9 protein-coding genes are annotated in these 17497 nt (G+C 67.8%); 3 read left to right on the top strand and 6 right to left on the bottom strand.

Going from position 1 to position 17497, the window contains the following annotated elements; all coding sequences use genetic code 11:
• The first annotated feature begins 133 nt into the window (after window positions 1-133).
• Window positions 134-2533 (top strand): glycoside hydrolase family 3 N-terminal domain-containing protein, encoded by a 2400-nt coding sequence (locus tag QZ814_RS05865; RefSeq protein WP_294330152.1) that lies wholly within the window; start codon window positions 134-136, stop codon window positions 2531-2533.
• 134 nt (window positions 2534-2667) lie between these two features.
• Here QZ814_RS05865 and QZ814_RS05860 read toward each other — a convergent pair whose 3' ends face one another.
• From QZ814_RS05860 to QZ814_RS05850, 3 genes are all read right to left on the bottom strand, one after another.
• A complete protein-coding gene (locus QZ814_RS05860) occupies window positions 2668-3732 on the bottom strand; it encodes a sensor histidine kinase (protein WP_294330150.1) in 1065 nt (354 codons plus the stop codon).
• Between the two features lie 204 nt (window positions 3733-3936).
• The gene (locus tag QZ814_RS05855; protein ID WP_294330149.1) at window positions 3937-5760 is read right to left on the bottom strand and encodes a glycoside hydrolase family 9 protein; all 1824 of its coding nucleotides are present in this window, start codon (window positions 5758-5760) and stop codon (window positions 3937-3939) included.
• Between the two features lie 11 nt (window positions 5761-5771).
• Window positions 5772-7928, bottom strand: coding sequence for an alpha-glucuronidase family glycosyl hydrolase (locus tag QZ814_RS05850; protein WP_294330147.1), 2157 nt, complete (start codon window positions 7926-7928; stop codon window positions 5772-5774).
• Window positions 7929-8044: 116 nt separating this feature from the next.
• Here QZ814_RS05850 and QZ814_RS05845 point away from each other — a divergent pair, with 116 nt between their 5' ends.
• Complete coding sequence (locus tag QZ814_RS05845) at window positions 8045-9202, top strand: endo-1,4-beta-xylanase (protein WP_294330145.1); 1158 nt, start codon at window positions 8045-8047, stop codon at window positions 9200-9202.
• A gap of 85 nt (window positions 9203-9287) precedes the next feature.
• Window positions 9288-10295, top strand: coding sequence for an AAA family ATPase (locus QZ814_RS05840; RefSeq protein WP_294330143.1), 1008 nt, complete (start codon window positions 9288-9290; stop codon window positions 10293-10295).
• An 18-nt stretch (window positions 10296-10313) separates the two neighbouring features.
• Here QZ814_RS05840 and QZ814_RS05835 read toward each other — a convergent pair whose 3' ends face one another.
• The 3 genes from QZ814_RS05835 to QZ814_RS05825 form a co-directional block, all read right to left on the bottom strand.
• Entirely contained in the window at window positions 10314-10661 is a 348-nt protein-coding gene (locus QZ814_RS05835; RefSeq protein ID WP_294330141.1) for a helix-turn-helix domain-containing protein, read from the bottom strand.
• 424 nt (window positions 10662-11085) lie between these two features.
• Entirely contained in the window at window positions 11086-13698 is a 2613-nt protein-coding gene (locus QZ814_RS05830; RefSeq protein WP_294330140.1) for a TonB-dependent receptor, read from the bottom strand.
• A gap of 364 nt (window positions 13699-14062) precedes the next feature.
• The gene (locus tag QZ814_RS05825) at window positions 14063-17377 is read right to left on the bottom strand and encodes a glycosyltransferase (RefSeq protein ID WP_294330139.1); all 3315 of its coding nucleotides are present in this window, start codon (window positions 17375-17377) and stop codon (window positions 14063-14065) included.
• Between the last annotated feature and the right edge of the window lie 120 nt (window positions 17378-17497).

The following is a 17497-nucleotide window of genomic DNA, read 5'->3' as shown; positions in this document are numbered from 1 at the left end:
TACCACGATTGCAATCGTTGCTGCACCGATCCGGGCCGGTTGACCGGCGTCCATCGCCCTACCTATAGATGATACCGCTACCATCACGGCAGAGGCGACGGCGGAATCGTTGCCGGCCTTCAGGGAGAGGAACATGCGCCATTTTCGCCGGCTCGCCGCGCTCGCCATCGCTGCGAGTGCCTTGACGCCCTTCGTCGCGTCGGTGCCCGCCGCCGCGCAAACCGAACGCGCCGGCAAGCCGCTGTACAAGGACGCGAGCCAGCCGGTCGAGGCGCGCGTCGACGATCTGCTCGCCCGCATGACGCTTGAGGAAAAGGTCCAGCAGCTCCAGGCGCTGTGGCTCAACAAGGGGCTGATCCAGGACGCGAAGGGCGAGTTCGACCCCGCCAAGGCCAGCGCCAGCTTCCCCAACGGCCTGGGCATGATCTCGCGCCCCTATGACCGGCGCGGCGTCGCCGCCGGCCAGACGACCGCGGCGGGCGCCAATGCCGGCGACATCAACCGCAGCCCGGAAGAGACCGCGCGCTACATCTATGCCGCGCAGAAATGGGCGATGGAGAAGACGCGGCTCGGCATCCCGATGCTGATGCACGAGGAATCGCTCCACGGCCTCGTCGCCCCCGGTGCGACCAGCTTCCCCCAATCGATCGGCCTCGCCAGCAGCTGGGACCCCAAGCTGGTCGAGACCATCTTCTCGATGGCCGCCAAGGAAGCCCGCGCCCGCGGCGCCAACCTTGTCCTCGCCCCCGTGGTCGACGTGGCGCGCGATCCGCGCTGGGGCCGCATCGAGGAAACGTACGGCGAGGATCCGTATCTCGTCACCCAGATGGGCCTCGCCGCGATCCGCGGCTTCCAGGGCACCACGCTGCCGCTCAAGTCCGACAAGGTGTTCGTCACCCTCAAGCACATGACCGGCCATGGCCAGCCCGAGAACGGCACCAATGTCGGCCCCGCCTCGCTCGGCGAGCGGACGCTGCGCGAGGATTTCTTCCCGCCCTTCGAACAGGCGGTGAAGACCCTCCCCGTGATGTCGGTGATGGCGAGCTATAACGAGATCGACGGCATCCCCAGCCATGCCAACAAATGGCTGCTCACCGATGTGCTGCGCGGCGAATGGGGCTTTCAGGGCGCGGTGGTCAGCGACTATTTCGCGATCCGCGAGCTGATCACCCGCCACCACCTGTTCAAGGACCCCAAGGACGCGGCCCAGCGCGCGCTCGACGCGGGTGTCGACGTGGAGACCCCGGACGGCGAGGCCTATACCCACCTCGTCGAATTGGTGAAGGAAGGCCGGGTCAGCCAGGGCGAGATCGACAATGCCGTGCGCCGCGTGCTGCGGATGAAGTTCCAGGGCGGGCTGTTCGAGAACCCCTATCCCGAGGTGAAGCTCGCCGCCGCGCGCACCAACACGCCCGAGGCGATCGCCCTTTCCCGCCAGGCGGCGCGCGAGTCGATCGTGCTGCTCAAGAACGCGCAAGGGCTGCTGCCGCTCGACGCCAGGGGCATCAAGCGCATGGCGGTGATCGGCACCCACGCCAAGGACACGCCCATCGGCGGCTATTCGGACCTGCCCAACCATGTCGTCAGCGTGCTCGAAGGCATGCAGGCCGAAGGCAAGGGCAAGTTCGCGGTCGATTATGCCGAGGGCATCCGCATCACCAATCACCGCGAATGGTCGAAGGACGCGGTGGAGCAGGTGCCGGCGGCGGTGAACGACCAGCTCCGCGCCCAGGCGCTGGAGACGGCGAAGAACGCCGATGTCGTCGTGCTGGTGCTCGGCGGCAACGAGGCGGTGAGCCGCGAGGCCTGGGCCGACAACCATCTCGGCGACAGCGAGACGCTCGACCTGCCGGGGCCGCAGGACCAGCTGGCCAAGGAACTGATCGCGCTGGGCAAGCCGGTCGTCGTGATCCTGCTCAACGGCCGCCCCTATGCGGTGAACTACCTCGCCGAGAAAGCGCCGGCGCTGATCGAGGGCTGGTATCTCGGCGAGCAGACCGGCAACGCGCTCGCCGATGTGGTGTTCGGCCGGTACAATCCGGGCGGCAAGCTGCCGGTCTCCGTGGCACGCAATGTCGGCCAGCTGCCGATCTACTACAACAAGAAGCCGAGCGCGCGGCGCGGCTATCTGTTCGGCGACACCAGCCCGCTCTACCCTTTCGGCTATGGCCTGAGCTACACGAGCTTCGACATCTCCGCCCCGCGCCTGGGCACGCCGACGATCGGCATCGCCGACAAGGCGAGCGTCGAGGTGGACGTGACCAACACCGGCAAGGTGGTCGGCGACGAGGTCGTCCAGCTCTACGTCCATGACGACGAGGCCTCGGTGACGCGGCCGGTGATCGAGCTAAAGCGCTTCGAGCGCGTGACGCTGAAGCCGGGCGAGAAGAAGACGGTGCGCTTCACGCTGACGCCGGACGATCTGGCGCTGTGGAACAGCCAGATGCGCCATGTCGTGGAGCCGGGGACGTTCACGATCTCGTCCGGCCCGGACTCGGCAACGCTGAAGAGCGCGACGCTGACGGTGCGGTGAAACCGGCGTCCCGGAATCCCACGCGTTCGCTGGGGTTACGGCTGGTGGGGAAGATTGCAGGACGCGGATGCATCGGCGTCCTGCAACGCGGCACACGCTGGCGCGAGACGGCCCGGTGGGCCGGCCCGGCCTAGTCAGGCCTGATCGCCGGCCGCGACATGCACCATGGTGACCCTGGTTCCCGGCACGTTGTCAGAGACTTGGACCGTGGCCGCAAGCTGGTCGGCGAGCGCCTTGACGATCCCTGTTCCGAGGCCGGGTCTTGTTTGCGCATCCTCCGCCGGGAGCCCGCACCCGTTGTCGGAGACGGTCAAGGTCCAGCCTGACGGTTCTGCTGCGAAGACAACGTCGATTCGGCATTTCTGCTGCGTCCCGTCGGGAAAGGCGTGCTTGAGCGCATTGATCGCCAGTTCGGTGACGATAAGCCCAACACTGACCGAGCGATCGGGGCTCATCACGCTGTCGTCCACGTCGACATTGAAGGTCAATCTGCCGGGATCGGCTATCATCGACGCGCCGATGCTCGCGCACAGGTCCGTCAGATAGGGGCGCAAGGCAACGTCGACTTTTGCGCTCGATGCCAATAGACGCTGCAGGCTAGCGACAGACATTACCCGGTGATGGGCGTCTTGCAGGTGGGTGCGGGCTTCTTCCGACTGCATGCGACTGACCCGCTGCATCAAAATGCTGGCAATGATCTGCAGGCTGTTGGCAACGCGGTGGTTCAACTCCTGCAGCATGACCTGCTTTTCTCGCACCAGCGCATCGTTCCTGTCGGCTTGGGTGCGCACCATCGTCTGGGCGTCGCGCATGGCCGTGATGTCCGATACGGCGAGGACCAGCCGGATCGCATCATGGTTCGCATAGTCGAGCGCATGGGCATTCAGCACCAGGACACGGTCTGGCATCCCGATGCGTTTCAGCTCGAACTCATAGGCATCGATCGCTGCGAAACCGCGGGCGGTTGCCTCCAGGAGTGACTGCAGCTGCGGCTTGTTCCATTCACCGTTGCCGAGCGCCAAAAACGAGGTGCCGATCACGGACTCCCTGCTCAATCCGTACACGTTGCAGAACGAGTCGCTCGCGGCGCGAACGACGAGCTGGTCGTCCAGGAGCAGCAAGGGCATGATCGAAGACACGACCAACGCCAAGCCGAGGCTGGCGGAACGTTCGGGATGGATAGGCGTAAAAAATTCCATGGCCTTGGCCTGCGGAGACCGGAGACTCTCGGGGCGAAAGCGATATCCGGTTGCCCGTCACGCCGCCTAAGGCGTGCGGGGCCATACCTACTAGCAGCTTTTGGACTCAGCACCCCCATGCAATCGCTTGCCGGACGGCTGGCGATCGATACCTGCCGCGCACCGGATGGCCGCTGCGGACATCAACGTCCGCCCGCCCCGCCCTCAATCATCCATCCACGCCGCCACCCAGAACAGCGGCGCGTTCCAGTTGATCGCGACTTCGTTGAGCGCATAGGCGTGGATGTCGTCCGCCCAGCAGGTCTGGGCGACGCACTTGCCCTTGAGTTGCATCGCGACCTGGTCGCCCATCGCGGTGTCGTTGGGCCCGCCCGAAAGGACGCCCGGCGGCGGCCCCGGCAGCCTGGCGTCGAGCGAATGCGCCCAGAAGCGGTGGTGCGGGTTCCGGAGCGACCGCGTGCCATAGCCGCTGACATAGGCGGTCCCCATCGGGTTGCGGCCCAGCAGATAGTCGAGCGCCGAGACGATGCCCGCGCGGTACTTGGGCGCGCCCGTCAGGTCGCTCGCCACGCCGAGCAGCATCGCCTGGTTCATCAGGTCGCCGTTCGAGCCCCAGGGATAGCCGATCGGTCGATAGGGAATCGCATAGCCGTTCTGGCGGCGCTGCTCGAGGATACCGTCCGCCGCCGCGATCAGCGTGGCGCGCAGCTTTTGCACCTCGGCATCGCTCAGGCCCGTCTTCACCCTCGCCAGCGTGATCGTGCCGAGCGGGGCGGTGAAGCTCCAGCCGGGCGCGCGCACCGCTTCGCCGAAATGGGGCGAGGCGGTCACCGCCTTGCGGAACGCCTCCTCGCCGGTGGTCGCATAGAGCTCGGCGGCGGCCCAGTAGAATTCGTCGCTCAGGCTCGAATCGCCATAGCCGCCGCTACCGGTGAAGCTGCTGGTGGCGTAGACTTGGCCGTTGCGCTGCGCCGCGGCCCAGGCGCGCCGCGCGGCGGTGAGGCAGCGGGCGGCGAAGGCATCGTCCACCCCGCGCCACAGCCGGGCGCATTGCGCCGCGGTCGCCGCGAGGTTGAGCGTCGCAGCCGTGGTCGGCGGATAGAGCAGCCGCTCCTCGCGGTCATTCTGCGGGGGCATGGGCAGCGTCGTCCAGTGGCGGTCGGCGACCTTCTGGTGCGCCATGCCGCCGGCATCGATCTCGGCAAAGGGCGGGAAACTCGGCTCCCAGGCCGGGCGACCGGGCTTGGGCGCGCCGAGCGGACCCGAGGGCACGCGGGCGTGCACGCCGTCCGGGATCTGCATCCGCAGCAGGAACTCCATTTCCCAGCGCGCTTCGTCGAGCAGGTCGCTCACGCCGTTGCCGCTTTCGGGGATGCGCAGCGAACCGTCGGGGAAGGCCTTGGGGCGGCGCTCATAGGCGTTGAGCAGCGTCCACAGCGCGATGCCGCCATTAACGGCGTACTTGCCGTGGTCGCCGGCATCGTACCAGCCGCCGGTCACGTCGAGCTTGTAGGTGCAGCCGGGCCAGCTCGTGCCGCGCTCGTCGGCGCCCGAGAAGCAGCCCGCCACTTCGTGCGCATGGCCCGCCGGTCGCGCCCAGACGGCGCCGGCGAATTTCGCGTCGATCGGCGTGCCGGCGCGCTGCTGGTAGAAGAAGTTCGCCGCGTCGCGCGCCAGCGGCTTGTAGAGCGTCGGCGCGATGGCGAAGGGATCGCTGGTCACCCCGGCGACCGACAGGCGATAGCCCTTCCCTTCGCGCCGGAAGCCGGAAAAGTCGATCCGCTGGACCACCGCGCCGGAACTGGCGTCCGGGCCATAGACGAAGGTTTCACCCTTGCCGACAACGTTGCCATCGGCGTCCAGCAACTGCCAGGGCTGCGCGGCCGTTCCGGCCCCGCGCACCACGGCGAGCTTCACGTCGCCGGGCTCGAAGCCGATCTGGTTGAGGTCGATCACGGCACGCTGCTGCGCCGCCGCCGGGCTCGCCAGCACCATGCCGGCGAGCAACATCCACTGCATCGTGCGCATCCCGCTCCCCTTTATTTGCCGTTGCCGGGCGCGTGCGGCGTCCGGATCGCTTCATAATAGTCGAGCGCGTGCGGCGGAGCCAGATGCCCGGCGGGCAGCGGGCGCTGCGACAGCGACTGCCAATAGGCGATCGAGGCGTCGCGCCACCACTGCGCTTCCTCGCGCTGGATGGCGAGGAAGTCGCGCACCTCGGCCCAGCGCCGGGCGTCGACCTTGCCCTCCAGCCCGGCCCAGCGGCGCTGCATGTCCTCCACCGTGGCGATGCCCGTGTCATAATGCGCGACCAGGCTGTCCCACAGGGTTTCGCCCGACCGCAGACGATGGTCCCAGGGGACGTGGTGGAACCAGAGCAGCAGGCTGTCCGGCACCGTCGCCAGGTCGCCCCAGCGCTTCGCCAGCTCCGGCGCATACTGGCCGAGCGCGTTGGTGCCGGTCGGCGTGCGATCGAAGCCGATGCCGTTCGCGTCGGCGCGGTGATAATAGGTTGGGTTCCACTCGGGCCGGGCGAGGTTCGACACCCAGGGCCCCGGACCGTAATGATGTCCCGTCGCCATGACGTGGCCGAGGCCGAGCGGGGTCATGTAGTTCACCACCGCCTCGCGCGATTCGAGCATCATCGCGACGATCGGGTCGACCACCGCCGGATCGGGGCTCCAGGTCAGCCGCGCCCAGTCGCGCGCGATGTCGGCGGCCTTGGCGTCCGGATCCCAGGCGAGCCGGCCAAAAGCATACCAGTTCGCCTGATCGAACTGCGATCCGCTCCAGTTGATGTCGCTGCCGATATTGGCGACGCCGGCCATGCCGGTGAGCGCCCCGGGCGCGACCGGCGTTTCCAGCACCTTCGCCACGGTGCTGCCCGCGCGCGGGCGGAAGGTGTCGCTTTCCAGCACCTCCTCCCACATCGTGCCCAGATAGGCGAGATGCGTGGCGAAGCCGAGATACTCCTTGGTGACCTGCACCTCGAGCATCAGCGGCGTCCTGGGCATCGCGCCGAACAGCGGGTGGAAGGGCTCGCGCGGCTGGAAGTCGATCGCGCCGTTCTTCACCTGGAGGAGGACATTGTCGCGGAACTGGCCGTCGAGCGGCACGAACTCGTCGTTCGCCTGCTTGTGGCGATCGGCGTCGTTATGCTCGGAATAGACGAAGGCCCGCCACATCACCACGCCGCCGTGCGGGGCCAGCGCATCGGCAAGCATGTTGGCGCCCTCGGCATGGCTGCGCTTGTAGTCGGACGGGCCGGGCTGGCCTTCCGAATTTGCCTTGACCAGAAAGCCGCCGAAATCGGGGATCACCGCGTAGATCTCGTCCGCCTTGGCCTTCCACCAGGCGCGCACCGCCGGATCGAGCGGGTCGGCCGTCTTCAGCCCGCCGATCTCGATCGGGGCGGAGAAGCGCGCGGTCAGGTAGATGCGGATGCCATAGGGGCGGAACACCTCGGCCAGCGCCTTCACCTTCCGGAGATAGGGCGCGGTGAGGATATCGGCATTGGCGTTGACGTTGTTCGGCACCACCGCGTTGATGCCGATCGAGGCATTGGCGCGGGCATAGTCGGTGTAGCGCGGGTCCTTGTAGCCGGGCAGCTTCTGCCAGTCCCACAGCGACTGGCCGGCATAGCCGCGCTCGACATAGCGATCGAGATTGTCCCAATGGTCGAGCGCGCGCAGCTGCAGCCTGGGCGCGTCGCGCAGGTCCAGCGTGTCGATGGGCGCGCGCAGCTGGAGCAGCTTGAGCAGGCGGAAGCTGCCGTAGAGCAGCCCGACATCGCTGTTCGCGGCGATCAGCGTCACCCGTGCCCCGCCGATCGTTGCCGAGCGGATCAGGAAGCCTTCGCGGCCGAGCGAATCGAGCGGCAGGGCTAGCCCCTTGAGCAGCGGCGAACCGGCCGTGGCGAGGACGATGCCGCCCTCGCCCTGCATCGCCGTCGCATGCGCGGGCGCCGACCCGATCAGCCCGGCCAGCCCGCGATCCAGCTCGTCCACCGCCGCGCGGATGCTCGGCCGGCCGGTATCCGCCACCACATAGCGCAGGTGCGGCGCCACCCGCCGGACGCTTGCGGCATCGAGCGGCGCGTAGCGCAGCCAAAGGTCGTAGCCGGTTTCGGCATGCGCCTGACCCGCGCAGACGAGCGCCGCCCAGATCCACCATAATGCCCGAATTGCCTGCCGCACGGCGCCCTCTCCCTTCGCGATGGTTCGCGTTCGTTGACAAGCCTGTAGCAGCCCGATCATGGTATCGCTACCAAGCCGATAAGCCCCGGAACAGGGGCGCAGGAGAGGAAGACCCGATGCCGCTCGACACCCCCCGTCTCGATCGCCGCGCGCTGCTTGCGGGCGCCGTCACCGCCGCCGCCCTGCCCATGGCCGCACGCGCGACCAGTTCGGCCCCCGGCCTCAACATCCTGGCGAGCGAGAAAGCCATGCGAATCGGCTCGGCGCTGGGCTGGAGCCCGCCGGGCGCCGATGCCGGCAGCTTCGCCAACCCGCGCTATGCCGCCTTGCTCCAGCGCGACTGCGGGCTGCTGGTGCCGGAAAACCAGCTCAAGTGGCAGGCCACCCGCCCCGCCCCCGACCGGTTCGACTTCACGCACTTCGACGCGATGCTCGGCTGGGCGGAGACGCACCGCATGGCGATGCGCGGCCACACCCTGCTGTGGCACAAGACCCAGTATTTCCCGCGCTGGCTGGTCGAGCAGGATTTCGGGGCCACCCCCGCCCGCGCCGCCGAACGGCTGCTCACCACCCATATCGAGACGATCTGCCACCGCTATGGGGCACGCATCCACAGCTATGACGTGGTCAACGAGACGGTCGACGAGAAGACCGGGGCGCTGCGCGAAACCAACCTCTCCCGCGCATTCGGCGGCACCGAGGCGATGCTCGACCATGCCTATCGCACCGCCCGCGCCGCGGCGCCCAAGGCCCAGCTGGTCTATAACGACTATATGAGCTGGGAGCCGGGCAACGAGGCGCACCGGAACGGCGTGCTCCGCCTGCTCGAAGGCTTTCGCAGGCGCGGCGTGCCGGTCGACGCGCTGGGCGTGCAGTCGCACATCGAGCCGGTCCGCGACGCCCCTGCCGGCGTGCTCGCGGCGCGGCAGGAAAAGCCGTGGCGCGCCTTTCTCGATGCGGTGACGGGCATGGGCTATCAGCTGCTGATCACCGAATTCGACGTCGCCGACCAGCATCTGCCGGGCGACCTCGCCGTCCGCCAGCGCCAGGTGGCCGACTATGCCGGCGCCTATCTCGACGTAATGTTCGGCTATCCGCAGCTGCGCGACCTGCTGTTCTGGGGCATGTGCGACAAATATAGCTGGCTCAACGGCTTCAAGCCGCGCAAGGACGGCAAGAAGCCGAGCGTGACGGCCTATGACGGCGACTTCCGCCCGACGCCGCTGCGCGATATGGTGGCGCGCAAATTGATCGCGACGGCGAAACGAAGCTGAGGTTCGGTACGCTCCCGTTCAGATTTGCCTGATATAGGAGAGTCGTGGGTCACAGGACCGGCGGGGACCTCCAGGGAGCAAGGCGATGGCGGCAGCAGCCGCGAGGCGAGAAGGTTCGGGCGGGGACGGCAATGTCCCAGACGGCATCGACATGGCGGCGCTGCACGCCCAGGTGGAAGCGCTGGTCCGCCGCCACGCCAAGGCGACCGCCACCCCCGCCGGTGCCGCCTTTCGCCAGCGGCTGATGGAACTGGCCCGCACCGGCGGCCAGCGCAGCCTGATCGCCCTGCAGGGCACCGACATCGAACGCCGCGCCCGCGCCGGCCGCGTCCGCCTGCTCGACGACGGTGCCCCGGCCGACGTGTTGTTCGATCTCGCCCGTCCGCTTGCCGAATTGCTCGGCCAGGGCCGCGCGCTCGAGGCCAATCTGCTGGCCAACCGCTATCTCGATCTTTCCCCGCAGGGGGCGAGCGGCTGGGCGTTGCTGCCGCTGATGCTGTCGCTCCACAGCGCCGATCCGGCCGCGGCGGAGGGGCTGCTGCAGCCTTCGGCCCCGCAGCTGATTGTCGTCGGCGGGCTGTCGGGTACCGGCAAGTCCAGCCTGGCGCGGCTGCTGGGCGGCCTGTACGGGCGCAAGCCGGGTGCGCGCGTCCTCCGCTCCGACGTGTTCCGCAAGCGGCTGGCCGGCGTGCCGCCCGAGACGCGGCTGCCGCCGTCGCACTATACCCGCCGCAGTGATGCCGAGACCTATGAGGCGATGTTCGAATCCGCCGACGATCACCTTGCCTGCGGCTCGACCGTGATCCTGGACGGGGGGTTCCTCAACCGCAGCGAACGGGAGGTGGCCGAGGCGCTGGCGCAGCAGGCGCGCGTGGCGTTCACCGGCATCTGGCTGGAAGCGCCGGATCGCGATCGGATCGCGCGGATCGCCGCCCGCGTCGGCGACGCATCGGACGCGACGGTCGAGGTGGCGCGCGATCAGTCGCGCCGGCCGGTGGGCGATCTGTTCGGATGGCATCGCATGCGTGCCAATCGGGCGATGGACCAGATCCTGCCGGCCGCACGCACCGCGGTCGAACGCCCCCGCCGCTAGATCGCGGGCCGAACGGGATCAGGCCCGTTCGGTCTGCTCCGCCAGCAGCAGCGGGCCGGTGCCGTCCTTGGCGCAGAACAGATCGTTGAGCGCCTCCAGCATGCGCCGGGCTTCCGGGCTGGCCAGCGAGTAGAAGATCATCTGCCCGGCACGCCGGGCCGAGACCATGCCCTCGCGCCGCAGCAACGCAAGCTGTTGAGACACTGCCGTGTCGCGCGCGCCGGTGAGTCGAGCGAGTTCTCCCACCGACTTCTCGCCATCGGCGAGATGGCAGAGCAGAAGGAGGCGGCTACGACCGGACAGCGCCTTCAAAAATTGCGACGCGTGGTCGATAACGTCGAGCATATCGTTCTTCACGGCGACCATGGCTATGACTCTATCGTTGGGCGCGCAACCCGTTGCGGACTGAAAAATATAGGAAATTCATAGATCTGGATCAATATAGCAAATCATACCTATGCAGAGTTGAAAAGCTTGTACGGACATACCCGTAGCGGGAATCCAGTAGGGCCGACGGCGAGACGTCGCCACAGAAATATAACAGACGATTGTGGAAATGTGTTCCTGCCCGGGTTTGCGGGTTCGGCGCCGCGTTCCCGCTGCGGGCGATGCCCCGCCCCCGCCAGGCGTACATCCGGGGGCGACGCGCGGCCCGAGGGGGCGGCCCCGTGCCTCACGCCCATCGCGCAGTGCACCTGGGCGGGGCGTGCCGAACGCAGAACGGCCCGGGCGGAAGGTTCCACCCGGACCGTGCCGAAGAAAGGCCCGTCGCCGCAGCGACGGGGCAGGATCAGAACTTGACGCTGGCTTCGACGCCCCAGGTGCGGGGCGGGTTGAAGTTGGCATAGTCGCCCAGGATGCCGCCGTAGCTGGTCGACACCAGCTGGCCGTTGGCACCATAGTTGAGCACCGGCGACGAGTTGGCCGACGAACGGCGATAGATGTAGGTCGTGTCGAGCAGGTTGCGTGCCCAGATCGAGAAGGTGACCTTGTTGTTCTCCGACACGCGGATGTCGGCGAGCGAGATGCGGCCGTTCATCACGAAGCTGGCGTCGGTCTTGGTCGGCTCGAGCTGGAAGCTGTACTGGCTGCTCGAATAGTTGCCGTCCAGGTGGAAGCGGATGCTGGCATCGTCGCCGCCGATCGGCACCGCATAGTCGATCGAGCCCGACGCCGCATTCTTCGGCGTGTAGACGATGTACAGCTGCTGCGCCGGGGCACCCGGGGTCAGCGGGTTCACCGCCGACGGCGCACGCCAGTAGGTGTAGGCGTAGGACGCGTTCAGCGTCAGGCCCTGCACCGGGGCCACGGTCAGATCCGCCTCGATGCCGCGGATCTTGCTCTGGCCGGCATTGGTGGTCTGCTCGATGTGGCTGCCGTTGGTCGGGCTCTGGCCGTTGGTGTCGAAATAGTCGAAGTCGAACTGGGTGTTCGAGCGATCCATGATGTAGCCCGCCAGGTTCAGGCGCGCCTTGTGGTTCCAGAAGTCCATCTTCGCGCCGACTTCATACGACTTGACCGCTTCCGGACCGAAGGCGTTGAACTGCAGCGAACGGCCGTTCGCACCGCCGGCGCGGAAGCCGGTCGCGTACTTGGCGTAGAGATGGATGTCCTGCGTCGCGTCGAACGCGACGTTGATCATCGGATCGAAGCGGCTGACGCTGTTGCTGAAGCCGAACGGCGACACCGTGCCCACGATGGCCAGGTCGGCGCGGTTGTTCACCACATAGAGCGTGCCGTGGCGCTTGTCCTTGGTCCAGCGGCCGCCGAGGGTGACGTGCACCACATCGCCCAGCGCTGCCGGGGTGTAGGTCAGGTTGCCGAACAGCGAGTAGTTGTGGTCGGTCGCCTGGCTGGCGCGGGTGATGAACTGGCAGCTGTTGGCGAACTGCGGCACGGTCGTCGCCAGCGTGTTGTTGCACGACGGATCATACTGCTGATAGCCCGAATTCGCACCGGTGATCGGGCTGGAATTGCCCGGGATGGGGCTGCGGACAGTGTAGGCGGTGCCGTCGGTGTTCCACTGGTTGCTGAGCGGCGTCGCGGCATATTCCGTGGCGTGCTCGGTGAAATAATAGGCGCCGACGACATAGTCGAACTCCGGCACGCTGCCGACCGCCTGGAATTCCTGGCTGAACTGGTGCTGGTGCAGGAACGACAGGCTGTAGCGGCTGAAGGTACCGGTGGTGTTGATCGCGGTCGGGTTCGCCGTGTTCGGCACGAACGGCGCGAACGAGCTGCGCTGCGGCCCGCCCGAGTTATCCCACTGGTCGGTGCTGACACCGCGCCATGCGGTAATCGAGCGCAGCTCCAGCCACGGCGCGGCGGTGTACTTCAGGTTCGACGAGAAGCCGTGGGTGATGTCGACGCTCGGCTGCTGCGGCACGCCGACATCGGCGACTGTCTGGCGATCCGGGTGAACGCCGACCAGCGGGGCCTTCGGCGCGATGCAGACCGGGCGACCGGCAGCGGCCTGCGCGGTCGTGATCGTGCCGCCGCAGTTGACGCCGTTCAGCTGCAGCACGCCGTTGTTGAACGTGCCGACCGGGTACTTGTTGGGGTTGTAGTTGACCAGCTGGCTGTACTGCGGGGTGTTCTCGTCCTTCGCATAGTCATAGGCGAAGTCGGCGGTGAAGCTGCTGGTCGGCTTCCAGCGCGCCGCGATGCGGCCGCCCTTGCGGTCGTAGTAGTTCCAGCCGGTCGAACCCGTGAGCGGATTCTTCACGGTCGGGTCCTGGTGCTGGTAGACGCCGTCGAGCTTGAGCGAGACGTCATGGAAGGCCGGCAGGTCGAGATGCACGTCGGCGTTGTGGCTGCCATAATTGCCCACGCCCGCGTTGACGCGACCGCCGAACACGCCGCTCGGCGCACGCGAGACCAGCGACAGCGCGCCGCCTTCGGTGTTGCGGCCGAACAGGGTGCCCTGCGGACCCTTCAGCACTTCGATGCGCTCGATGTCGAACAGCGCGGCGTTGAGGCCCTGCGTCTTCCCCAGCGCGACACCGTCGATATAGACGCCGACGCCGCCGTCACGCGCGGTCTGGTTCTGGTCGTAGGGGACAATGCCGCGGATGCCGATCGTCAGCGCCGACTGGCGGGCTTCGAAGGTCGCGATGCGCAGCGACGGGATGGTGCCGTCGGCCAGGTTGAACAGGCTGAGCACGTGGCGATCCTGCAGCGCCTCGGTGTTGAGCACGCTGATCGAGATCGGCGTCTTCTGCAGGTTGGTTTCGCGGCGGGTCGCGGTCACGACGATGTCGGCGAGACCCTCGGGCTGCTGGGCCGCAGCCTGCGCCGCGTCGTCGGTCTGAGCCTGGGTCTGCGCGAAGGCCGGTGCGGCGGTCAGCGCCAGCGCCGTGGCGCCCGCGAGCAGCGTGAGGCGGAAGGTCGAACGATCGAGCATGAAGAGTTTTCCCCGAGTGGCAGAGTCTGGTTTGCTTCCGGGGCGCCCTAGGCAGACGATTTGGCAGGACTGTTACACTCACCGCCGCCGCTACGACGCGGAGAATTCATCTTGGCATCATTTTCAGCGCAATGACGCGCAATTGCGCCCAACGAGGCACGCAGCCGATGCCTTTCGCCCAGGTAAACGGCGGCGGCCGGGCGGCGGCGACGGGCAGAAAATTCGGGCGTGGTGCAAATTTATCACAGATGACCTGCGCATGAATTGCACCATTTTGGTGCAACGCAACACGAAACCGCCCGCCGCGCCGAATGGCGGGGCGGGCGGCAACCTCCTGAGACCCGAATCGATGCCCGGCGCAGGCCTATTCGGCCGCGGCCGCCTCGCCGCCGCCGACTCGGCCGGTGCGCTCCAGCTTGCCCCAGCCGACGAACCAGCCGCCCAGCGCCGAGCTGATCGCGCGCAGCACCACCCAGTACATCAGCTGGCGATAGACGAAGCGCTGCGCGACCAGCAGCAGCGCCGGATAACGGATCGGGCGGCTGTTCAGCCGGTAGGCGATCCAGCCGCAGCCGACGTCGATCGCGGTGAAGGCAACCCAGTAGATCGCCATGGAGATCACGTCGCCGCGGGTCTGCTCCCAGCCATGCTGGGCGATGCGGACCCCCGTCGCGATGGTGGCGGAAACCAGCGCCAGGTCGATCAGCGGCGAGATCGCGGCGAAGATGATCTGGAAGATCCAGGCTTGCGGCAGCCCGATCCAGGCGAGGCCGCGTGCCTTCTTGTCGCGGTACAGCCCGCGATGCTTCCACAGGCACTGGAGCGTGCCGAACGCCCAGCGATAGCGCTGCTTGGCGAGCGACCGGAAGCTTTCCGGCGCCTCGGTCCAGGCGACCGCATCGGGATCATAGGTGACCCGCCAGCCGGCGCGCTGGATCGCGATGGTGAGGTCCTGGTCCTCGGCCAGCGTATCCTCGGGATAGCCGCCCACCGCATCCAAGGCCGCCCGCCGCCAGGCACCCACCGCACCCGGCACCACGGTGATGGCGTTGAACCCGGCCAGCGCCCGGCGCTCGAGATTCTGCGCGGTGATATATTCCACCGCCTGCCAGCGGGTGACGAGGTTGACCCGGTTCCCGACCTGCGCGCTGCCCGCCACCGCGCCGAGCTGCGGATCGGCGAACCAGCGCGCGAGGCGGCCGATCGTCTCGGGTTCGAACTGGGTGTCGGCATCGAGCGCGATGATCACCTCGCCCTTGGCTTCGCCCAGCGCGCGGTTGAGCGCCGCCGCCTTGCCGCCATTGACGAGGGTGAGCAGCGTCACCCGCGGGTCGGCGCCAAACGCCGCCGCGACGATCTCGCTGGTCCGGTCCTTCGATCCGTCGTCGGCGACGATCAGCTCGATCGCCGGATAGTCGCTGGCGAGCACCCGGCGCACCGAGGCCTCGATCACCCGCTCCTCGTTATAGGCCGGGATGATCACCGAGACGGTGGGGGTGTAGACCGGCGGCGCCCCGCGCTCGCGCCGGCGCTGGCGCAGCGCGAGCGCGGCGAGGATCACCGCGCGGGCGATGCCGAGCGTGATCGCGACGAAGAACATCCAGCGCAGCCCCGAGGCGATCAGCGCCAGCGCGACGAAGATCGCGACGTCGGCCCGCACGGCAAGCAGGTCGCTGCCACGGATCGGCGGCATCACTGCGTCGTAGGAAAGCCCCGCGAGCTTCGACACCGGCACGAAGGTATAGCCCCGCGCGCGCAGTTCGTGGATGATGCGGGGCAGCGCCTGGATGGTCTGCTCGCGATTGCCGCCGCCGTCATGGAGCAGCACGATGTTGGTCGACTTGTCCGGCGCGGCGGTCGCGATGTCGTCGAGCACGCCCTGCACGATCGCGTCGACGCCCGGGCGCTTCCAGTCGTCCGGATCGACGTGGAGGCCGACCACCGTATAGCCCTGCTTCTGCGCCACCACGGCGGGATCGAGTTCGTCCGGCGTGGTCGGCTCGGCGTCTCCGAAATAGGGCGCGCGGAACAGGCGCATGCCGCGCCCGGTATAGGCCTGGACCAGCCGCTGCGTGGCATTCAGCTCCAGCGCGGTGCTCGCCGCCGAGGTGGTGGCGAGGTTGGGGTGGGTATAGGTGTGGTTGCCCAGCTCATGCCCCTCGGCGACCAGCCGGCGCAGCAGCAGCGGGTGCTGCAGCCCGTTCTCGCCGATGATGAAGAACGTCGCCGGGACATGCTCGGCCTTGAGGATGTCGAGGATGCGCGGTGTGTAATCGGGATCGGGGCCGTCGTCGAAGGTCAGCGCGATCGCCTTGTCGGCGGCGCCGGTGCGCATCACCACATAGGGCGTCGGCAGCACCGGATATTGCACGTCGCGGATCATGTTCGACGCATCGAAGCTGATCGCGCGCTCGCCCACCGTCGGCGTCTTGGTGACGCGCAGGATCTCGCCGGGGCCTTCCACGTCGACATTGGTGGCGGGCACGATGCGGGTCAGGTCCGGCTTGCCGCCATGGCGATAGGCGAGCAGCGCGGTCCACACGCCGGCATCCTCGGTACCCAGACGCCACAGCGCGACGCTGCCCACGCCTGCCGCGCGCACCGCCTGGAGCTGGTTCCAGGTGGCGGTGGCATCGACCATCCAGACCTCGTGGTGCTTGCCGTTCTCGTCATAGGCGAACGCGCTGTTGCCGCTCGTCTTGTCGAAGGTGACCTTGGCGTCGCTGTCGCGCGCCGCCGACCAGGCCTCTTCGATGCTCATCGCGTCGGTGCCGTCGCCGTGATAGTCATAGGCATAGCTCGCCAGCGCGACGATCAGCTTGTCGGTGCCGATCTGCGATACCGCACGACGCAGCTCCTCGACGAACCAGGGCTGCGAGGCGATCGGCCCGGCGGTGCCGCCCTGCCAATGCTCGTCATAGTTCATCAGCATGACGCGATCGGTGACGGCCGCGATCCGCTTGTAATCCCAGTTGGGGTCGCCGGCGGGCACGGTGACCGCGAGCAGCTTGTCCTTCGGCATCGCCTTGTTGATCTGGTCGAGCAGCTGGATGTAGCCGGGCAGCGATTCCGGCGGCAGGCTCTCGAAATCCATCACCAGCCCGGTGAGGTTGCGCGCCTTGACCATCGCCGCCAGATCGCGCGCGAGCTTGGCGCGTGCCGCCGGGCTCGCCATCAGCCGTGCGGCGCCGGCCGAATCCCAGGCTTCGTCCGAGATGTTCTGCACCATCGGCAGCACCCGTGGCGGGCGGCGCGCGCCGGCGACGATGCTGGCGAAGCGCGGATCGTCCTGCACCTGCATCAGATGGTTGCCGCCGGTCACCGTCACGAAGGCGGGCACCACCCAGTCGAGATCGCCGATGTTGCGGCGGAGCGAATCGGCGCTCGCCTGATCCCAGGGCACGTAGAAGCCGACGGTGAGCGGTGCGCCCGGCTTCTTCGAGGCGACGCCCGGCAGCCAGCGCTGCCGCCGCGGCTCGCCGCGCGCGCTCAGCGAGCGGAGCGCCGCCGGCTTGGCGTTTTCCCAGCGCACCGGCAGGTCCTGCGCGGGCGGCACGTTGACGATCGTCGCGGCGAACACGATCGCGGCCAGCAGCACCCCTCCGATCAGCGCGAATACCGTGCGCAGCGTCCAGCGCTTGCGGCTGCCGGTGGGATCGAAGAAAACGGGACGCGACATCAATGCTCTTTCGGAACGCGCGGAAACTCCCCGGCGCGGGGCGGGCCGGCGCCTTATAGAAGCCTGTGTGAACCGAGGCTATACCTGCGCCCTGCCGTAGATTCCCCGTATTTTCCTTCC

Source organism: uncultured Sphingomonas sp. (assembly GCF_913777625.1).
Lineage (GTDB): Bacteria > Pseudomonadota > Alphaproteobacteria > Sphingomonadales > Sphingomonadaceae > Sphingomonas.
Note: the sequence above shows the minus strand (reverse complement) of the source record. Positions and strands in the feature narration are given on the sequence as shown.

Excerpts from the sequence above, each read along its gene's own strand:
- QZ814_RS05855 (WP_294330149.1), bottom strand. The coding sequence starts at position 5,760 with ATGCGCACGATGCAGTGGATGTTGCTCGCCGGCATGGTGCTGGCGAGC.
- QZ814_RS05865 (WP_294330152.1), top strand. The coding sequence starts at position 134 with ATGCGCCATTTTCGCCGGCTCGCCGCGCTCGCCATCGCTGCGAGTGCC.
- QZ814_RS05835 (WP_294330141.1), bottom strand. The coding sequence starts at position 10,661 with ATGGTCGCCGTGAAGAACGATATGCTCGACGTTATCGACCACGCGTCG.
- QZ814_RS05840 (WP_294330143.1), top strand. The coding sequence starts at position 9,288 with ATGGCGGCAGCAGCCGCGAGGCGAGAAGGTTCGGGCGGGGACGGCAAT.
- QZ814_RS05845 (WP_294330145.1), top strand. The coding sequence starts at position 8,045 with ATGCCGCTCGACACCCCCCGTCTCGATCGCCGCGCGCTGCTTGCGGGC.
- QZ814_RS05825 (WP_294330139.1), bottom strand. The coding sequence starts at position 17,377 with ATGTCGCGTCCCGTTTTCTTCGATCCCACCGGCAGCCGCAAGCGCTGG.
- QZ814_RS05860 (WP_294330150.1), bottom strand. The coding sequence starts at position 3,732 with ATGGAATTTTTTACGCCTATCCATCCCGAACGTTCCGCCAGCCTCGGC.
- QZ814_RS05830 (WP_294330140.1), bottom strand. The coding sequence starts at position 13,698 with ATGCTCGATCGTTCGACCTTCCGCCTCACGCTGCTCGCGGGCGCCACG.